At 61.6% G+C, this 6,704-nt stretch carries 7 protein-coding genes and 1 riboswitch; of the genes, 4 read left to right on the top strand and 3 right to left on the bottom strand.

Features of this window, described 5'->3' with window-relative positions:
• Both uvrB and HMPREF1546_RS05740 read right to left on the bottom strand, forming a co-directional pair.
• The coding region (uvrB, locus tag HMPREF1546_RS05735) for an excinuclease ABC subunit UvrB (protein WP_021747983.1) at window positions 1-1,963 on the bottom strand (1,963 nt) is incomplete at its 3' end.
• Window positions 1,964-2,504: 541 nt separating this feature from the next.
• Window positions 2,505-3,182 (bottom strand): RadC family protein, encoded by a 678-nt coding sequence (locus HMPREF1546_RS05740; protein ID WP_021747980.1) that lies wholly within the window; start codon window positions 3,180-3,182, stop codon window positions 2,505-2,507.
• A gap of 216 nt (window positions 3,183-3,398) precedes the next feature.
• Window positions 3,399-3,561, top strand: a riboswitch (M-box (ykoK) riboswitch).
• Between the two features lie 108 nt (window positions 3,562-3,669).
• Between HMPREF1546_RS05740 and mgtE the strand changes: the two genes are divergently transcribed.
• A complete protein-coding gene (mgtE, locus tag HMPREF1546_RS05745; protein ID WP_025545088.1) occupies window positions 3,670-5,052 on the top strand; it encodes a magnesium transporter in 1,383 nt (460 codons plus the stop codon).
• Window positions 5,053-5,095: 43 nt separating this feature from the next.
• Here the strand turns inward: mgtE and HMPREF1546_RS05750 are convergent, their stop codons facing one another.
• Window positions 5,096-5,302 (bottom strand): CopG family transcriptional regulator, encoded by a 207-nt coding sequence (locus HMPREF1546_RS05750; protein ID WP_021747977.1) that lies wholly within the window; start codon window positions 5,300-5,302, stop codon window positions 5,096-5,098.
• Between the two features lie 349 nt (window positions 5,303-5,651).
• Between HMPREF1546_RS05750 and HMPREF1546_RS05755 the strand changes: the two genes are divergently transcribed.
• From HMPREF1546_RS05755 to HMPREF1546_RS05765, 3 genes are all read left to right on the top strand, one after another.
• The gene (locus HMPREF1546_RS05755) at window positions 5,652-5,837 is read left to right on the top strand and encodes a DUF1540 domain-containing protein (RefSeq protein WP_021747975.1); all 186 of its coding nucleotides are present in this window, start codon (window positions 5,652-5,654) and stop codon (window positions 5,835-5,837) included.
• 79 nt (window positions 5,838-5,916) lie between these two features.
• Complete coding sequence (locus tag HMPREF1546_RS05760; protein ID WP_021747974.1) at window positions 5,917-6,270, top strand: sulfite exporter TauE/SafE family protein; 354 nt, start codon at window positions 5,917-5,919, stop codon at window positions 6,268-6,270.
• The gene (locus HMPREF1546_RS05765; RefSeq protein WP_021747973.1) at window positions 6,267-6,641 is read left to right on the top strand and encodes an anion permease; all 375 of its coding nucleotides are present in this window, start codon (window positions 6,267-6,269) and stop codon (window positions 6,639-6,641) included. The genes HMPREF1546_RS05760 and HMPREF1546_RS05765 overlap by 4 nt, the downstream gene beginning before the upstream one ends.
• The last annotated feature ends 63 nt before the right edge of the window (window positions 6,642-6,704 follow it).

The raw sequence follows: 6,704 nt of genomic DNA on the forward strand, positions 1-6,704 counted from the left end.
CCCCCCGCAGCTCGATGATCCGGTCACGCAGCACTGCGGCGTACTCGAATTCCAGCATCTTGCTGGCCTCGCGCATCTCCTTCTCCAGCTTGGCGATCTCCGCCGCCCGCTCCTGCTCCGTCAGCTTGCGCTTCTTATGGGCCCGGAGGGTATCCTCCTCCGCGGTCTTGGAGATCTCCAAAATCTCCCGGACGCCCTTGATGATGGTCTTGGGCACAATGCCGTGCTCCTGATTATAGGCGTCCTGGATGGAGCGGCGGCGTTCCGTCTCGTCGATGGCCGCCCGCATGGAGGGCGTGATCTCGTCGGCGTACATGATGACGAGGCCGTCTGCGTTTCGGGCCGCCCGGCCGATGGTCTGGATCAGGCTGGTCTCGGACCGGAGGAAGCCCTCCTTGTCCGCGTCCAGGATCGCCACCAGGCTGACCTCCGGCAGGTCCAGCCCCTCCCGCAGGAGGTTGATGCCCACCAGCACGTCGAACTCTCCCAGCCGCAGGCTGCGGATGATCTCCATGCGCTCGATGGTCTGGACATCGGAGTGCATGTACCGTACCCGGATGCCGGCGTTTTTCAGGTACTCCGTCAGGTCCTCCGCCATCTTCTTGGTGAGGGTGGTCACCAGTACCCGCTCGTCCCGGGCGGCTCTTGCACGGATCTCGTCCATCAGGTCGTCGATCTGGCCGGTGACAGGCCGGACCTCCACCCTGGGGTCCAGCAGGCCCGTGGGGCGGATCACCTGCTCCACCACCTGGTCCGCCCGCTCCCGCTCATAGGGGCCGGGCGTTGCCGAGACAAACACCGCCTGGCCGATCCGCTCCTCGAACTCCTCGAACTTCAACGGTCGGTTGTCGTACGCACAGGGCAGGCGGAAGCCGTACTTCACCAGGGAGTCCTTCCGGGCATGATCGCCGTTGTACATGGCCCGGACCTGGGGCAGGGTCACGTGGCTCTCGTCCACGAACAGCAGGAAGTCGTCCGGGAAGAAGTCCAGCAGGGTCATGGGGGCGGAGCCGGCGGGCCGGTCGGAGATGATGCGGGAGTAGTTCTCGATGCCGGAGCAGTAGCCCAGCTCCGCCATCATCTCCATGTCGTACTCCGTCCGCTGACGGAGCCGCTGGGCCTCCACCAGCTGGTTGTTGTCGGTGAAGTATTTCACCTGATCCTCCAGCTCCCGGCGGATCTCCAGAATGGCTTTGTCCATCTTGTCCTTGGTGGTGACATAGTGGCTGGCCGGGTAGATGGCCACGTGGTTCAGCACCCGGTTCACGCTGCCGGTGACCGGGTTGAAGTCGCTGATCCGGTCGATCTCGTCCCCGAAGAACTCCACCCGGATGGCGTGGTCCCGGTAGTAGGCGGGGTAGATCTCCACCGTGTCCCCCCGGACCCGGAACATGTTCCGCTCAAAGGCGATGTCGTTGCGCTCGTAGCGGATCTCCACCAGGCGGCGCAGCAGCTCATCCCGGTCCCACTCGGCCCCCACCCGGAGGGACACCACCAGGTTGGCAAAATCGTCCGGCTCGCCCAAGCCGTAGATGCAGGACACGGAGGATACTACGATCACGTCCCGCCGCTCCAGCAGGGCGCAGGTGGCACTGAGCCGCAGCCGGTCGATCTCGTCGTTGGTGGAGGCATCCTTGGCGATATAGGTGTCCGTATGGGGGATATACGCCTCCGGCTGGTAGTAGTCGTAGTAGGAGACGAAGTACTCCACCGCGTTGTTGGGGAAGAACTCCTTGAACTCCGCGCACAGCTGGGCGGCCAGGGTCTTGTTGTGGGCCAGCACCAGCGTGGGCCGCTGCACCTGCTCGATGACCTTTGCCATGGTAAAGGTCTTGCCGGATCCGGTAACGCCCAGCAGCACCTGCTCCTTCAGCCCGTTCTCGATGCCCTCCGCCAGCGCGGCAATGGCCTGCGGCTGGTCCCCGGAGGGCTGATATTCAGATACGACTTCAAATTTCGGCATAGCTCTTCTCCGCAATTTTTTCTTGCTATGGTCTCCGGGGACCAGCCCCGGCCCAGAGGGCCGGCGCCGCGGCCGCGGCGCACAAGCGTTTTGGCGCAGTCAAAACCTTGGACTGGGCGGGCTTTGCCTGCCCGGTCCATCCGAATCACGGGGTCCCCGCAAAAGTGCCGCTTTTGCGGGGTTCCCCGGAGGGCTGATATTCAGATACGACTTCAAATTTCGGCATAGCGGCATTCCCTCCACCCATCAAACAGATTTTCAGCCACGGCCATCCTATCACACCCGTCATCTTTTTGCAACATTTGTTCGACTTTTATCAAAGGAACCATGCCTTGAAAAAAGCGAAGGGGCAAAAAAGGAGGGGGGACTAGGGGAACCCCTCCGGTTTTCCCCAGTTCGTTCGCCAGCGGCGAAGGAAGAACTTGAAGTCATTTTCGCCGCGGCGTGTACGTGGCAAAATACCCCGACCCAAGCGCCTTGGGCGCGTTCGCCAGTCCACAGACTGGTGGTGGGGGTTCTAAAGGGGGAGCCTGCTCCCTCTTTACCCCAGCAGGTCGCCGCTGTCCGCCATGGAGACGAAGTCCCGGTCCGCCACCACGATATGGTCCACCAGGCGGACGCCGATGGTCCGCAGGGCCTCCGCCACCTGGCGGGTGGCGGCCTCGTCGCTGGAGGAGGGCACCGCCACGCCGCTGGGGTGGTTGTGGGCCAGGATCACCGCGCTGGCGGAGGTCAGCAGCGCCATCTCCACCACCTTGCGGATGTTCAGATCCGCGCTGGCCACGTCCCCCTCCGCCAGCCGCTTGCAGGCCAGGAGCCTGCCCTTGCGGTCCAGGCACAGCAGGAAGACCAGCTCCCGCCGCTCGCCGGCAAATCGCTCCAGCAGATAGGCCCCCGCCCGCTCGGAGGAGTTGAGGATGGTCTCCTGGGACGCGTCCGCTATGCGGGCCTTCCGGCTGAGCCGGGAGACCAGGGACAGCAGGATGGCCGCGCTCTCCCCGATGCCCTCCACCTTCTCCAGATCCTCCACCGGGGCGTTCAGCACGCCGGAGAGGGAGTCGTACCGCTCCATCAGGGCGTGGGCGATGGGGTTGGTGTCCCGCCGGGGGATGGCGTAGTACAGCAGCAGCTCCAGGGCCTCGTGGTCCGCAAAGCCCTCCAGCCCCGTCTCCAGAAACCGCCGGCGCATCTTCTCCCGGTGTCCGTCGTGTATGCCCATGGAGGGCCTCCTCTCGCTGAAACGCCCCGTTTCGGGCACAGATTTGGAACATCTTATTATACCACAGGCCGTCCTCTATCACAAGCGGGATTCCCATTTGTAAAATGGAGTGCAGCGGTATTTGAGGGGCCTGTAAAATTGTGGGGAGTTTTTTTCTGCCGCCTTGACAGGGGGCAGAAATTGGCATAATATGAAGAAAGAGTTTCGGCAAAACTGCATACCGTCCGGTAGGTAAGGCTACCACAGGGATACGGATCGCTGCCGCGGAGTGATGGAGACATCATGAGAGGGTTTGAACAGGTGCTATCGAACACGAAGGTATCATCTAATGTGATTTCACCGCCTTGTGAGGCTAAAGCTTGAACGGCCGCAGGGTCCGCTGATGCGGCGTCCCTGTTTTCACAAGGAAATTTCCGACTGCACCGGACAGGAGCGGCCGGGTTTTTTTGTTTTCTCAACCCCCAGCTTCACGGAGAGGAGGACGCGCATGTTTGAGCAGGAAGAGCAGCGGGACGAGCTGCTGGAAAAGATCGAGGATCTGATCTCCCGAAAACGCTATGCCGAGCTGCGCGACCTTCTGCTGCCCCTGGAGGCCCAGGACATCGCGGGCCTGTTCATGGAACTGGACGACAAGGTGCCTATGGTGTTCCGCCTGCTGCCCAAGGAGCAGGCGGCCGAGGTGTTCGTGGAGCTGGATTCTGAGGAGCAGGAGGTGCTCATCCAGAGCTTTTCCAACACGGAGCTGAAGGAAGTGCTGGATGAGCTGTACCTGGACGACGCGGTGGACATCGTGGAGGAGATGCCCGCCAACGTGGTCAAGCGCATCCTGCGCCACGCGGACCCGGACGTCCGCAAGAGCATCAACGAAATCCTGAAATACCCCGACGACTGCGCCGGCAGCATCATGACCACGGAGTACGTGGACCTGAAGGCCACCATGACCGTGGAGGACGCCCTGAAGCGCATCCGCCGCACCGGCCCGGACAAGGAGACCATCAACATCTGCTACGTCATTGACGAGGGCCGCCACCTGCTGGGGTATCTCTCCATCCGCACCATTCTGCTGTCGGAGGAGGACGACGTGGTGGGGGACATCATGGATACCCATGTGATCTCCGCCAACACCCTGGACGACCAGGAGGATGTGGCCCAGACCCTGAACAAATACGACTTCCTGGCCCTGCCCATTGTGGACACGGAGAACCGCCTGGTGGGCATCGTCACCGTGGACGACGCCATGGACGTCCTGCAGGAAGAGGTCACCGAGGATATCGAGAAGATGGCCGCCATCCTGCCGGGCGACAAGCCGTATCTCAAGACCGGCGTGTTTGAGACCTGGCGGGCCCGGACCCCCTGGCTGATGATGCTGATGTTGTCCGCCACCTTCACGGGGATGATCCTGACCCACTTTGAGAATTCCCTGGCGGCGGTGCCCATTCTGACCTCCTACATCCCCATGCTCTCCGGCACCGGCGGCAACAGCGGCACCCAGGCCTCCACGGCGGTGATCCGCGCCCTGTCGCTGGGGGAGGTCCGATTCAGCGATCTGCTGCGCGTGGTGTGGAAGGAGTGCCGCGTGGCGCTGATCTGCGGCGTGTGCCTGGCGGCGGCCAACTTTGTGAAGATGATGGTGGTGGACTGCTGGCTGCTGGCCAATCCCACCGTAACGCCCGCCGTGGCGGCGGTGGTGTGCTGCACCCTGGTGGGCACGGTGGCCTGCGCCAAGCTGGTGGGCGCCTCCCTGCCCATTTTGGCGGAGAAGATCGGGTTCGACCCGGCGGTGATGGCCTCGCCCTTCATCAGCACCATCGTGGACGCGCTGTCTCTGCTGATCTACTTTCGGTTTGCAACTTGGATCCTAGGCGTATAAATCACCTGAAAAGGCTGCGCCTTTTATGTAAAAAACGAGGAGCTTATAGCTCCTCGTTTTCTTTTATAACGCAGTTTTCAGCGGCATATTCCAAAAACATACCAATCAATGCGTTTCTTGTGTAACCGCTTTTTTTCGCAATGGCGTCTAGTTTCTCCACGGTTTCATTTTTGACCCGCACAGAAAATGTACGGTATCCGTCATCCCCTTTTGGGCGTTCTTTTTTCACTTTGATTTCAAACTTTTCCATATAGCCACCATATATAACATATATTCATAACATATTTTACTATTGACCTGTCGCTGTGTATATGTTATAGATTATATCATAATAATATGTGAGGTGATTGTATGGAAAGATCTTTAACCTGCTCCGACTGCGCACACTACTACCAGCACTACATCCGAACGCACCGCCGTTTTGTGGAGATCCATGACGGCCATTGCGTCGCCGCGCCCCGCGCCAGGAATCGGACGCCGGACACGCCCGCCTGTGACAAATTTTTACCCAGGCCGGACCGTACATAACCCGGCCGCGCCTGCGCACACTAGAGAGCGGCGAAAGCCACACACTTTTTCACGCAGGAGGATCTTTTGTTATGACGAATACCAACAACGGCTGCGCCTGCACCCCCAACCAGAGCATCAAGTGCACGGTCACCAACTGCGCCCACCACTGCCAGGACCAGAACTACTGCGGTCTGAACGCCATCACCGTGGGCACCCATGAGACCAACCCCACCAAGGTGGAGTGCACCGACTGCCAGAGCTTCCAGATGAAATAAACCAGGTCCGACGGGCTTCGGGCGTCCTCTTCGGCTCCCGAAGCCCGCCGCTTACATCCTTGAGGAAAGGCGGGATCACATGGAACATCGCTGGCCGGCGCGGATCGCCGGCACTGCGGCGGGGCTGGCCAACGGCCTCTTCGGCGGCGGGGGCGGCATGGTCTTCCTGCCCATCCTCTCCCGCTGGGGCGGCCTCTCCCAGCGGAAGCTGTACGCCACCTGCGTGGGCGTCATCTTTCCGGTGTGTCTGGTGTCCGCCGCCGTGTACCTGTTTCGGGGGGAGCTCTCCCTCCTGGCGGCGCTGCCCTATCTGGCGGGCGGCCTGGTGGGCGGCTGGATCGGCGGCAAGCTGTACGGCAGAGTCTCCGTCAAGTGGCTCAAATGGCTGTTCGCCGGTTTTCTGTTCTACGCGGGGGTGAAGTATCTGCTGTGACGGACTGGATCATTCCCTTTCTCTGCGGCCTGGGGGCCAGCATTCTCTCGGCCTGGGGTGTGGGCGGCGGCACGCTGCTGCTTCTGGTCATGACGCTCTTTCTGGATGTGGACCAGCGGACCGCTCAGGGCATCAATCTGCTGTTCTTCCTGCCCACCGCCGCCTCCGCCCTGGTCTGCCACGCCAGGGGCGGCTATCTGGACAAGCCCACCCTGAAAAGCGCCGTCCCCCTGGCCGTGGCCGCCGCCCTGGCCGGGGCCTGGATCGCCACCAATCTGGACGTGGCGGTCCTGCGCAAGCCCTTCGGCGTGTACCTGCTGCTCTCCGGTGTCAGCCTGCTGTGGCCCCAGCGCCGGAAGAAACAGACATGACACAGGCCGCGGGAGAAGTCCTTCAGGGCTTTTCCCACGGCCTCACAATGTTTTTTCCACACT

The organism is Oscillibacter sp. KLE 1745, from assembly GCF_000469445.2.
Classification (GTDB): Bacteria; Bacillota; Clostridia; order Oscillospirales; family Oscillospiraceae; genus Oscillibacter; species Oscillibacter welbionis.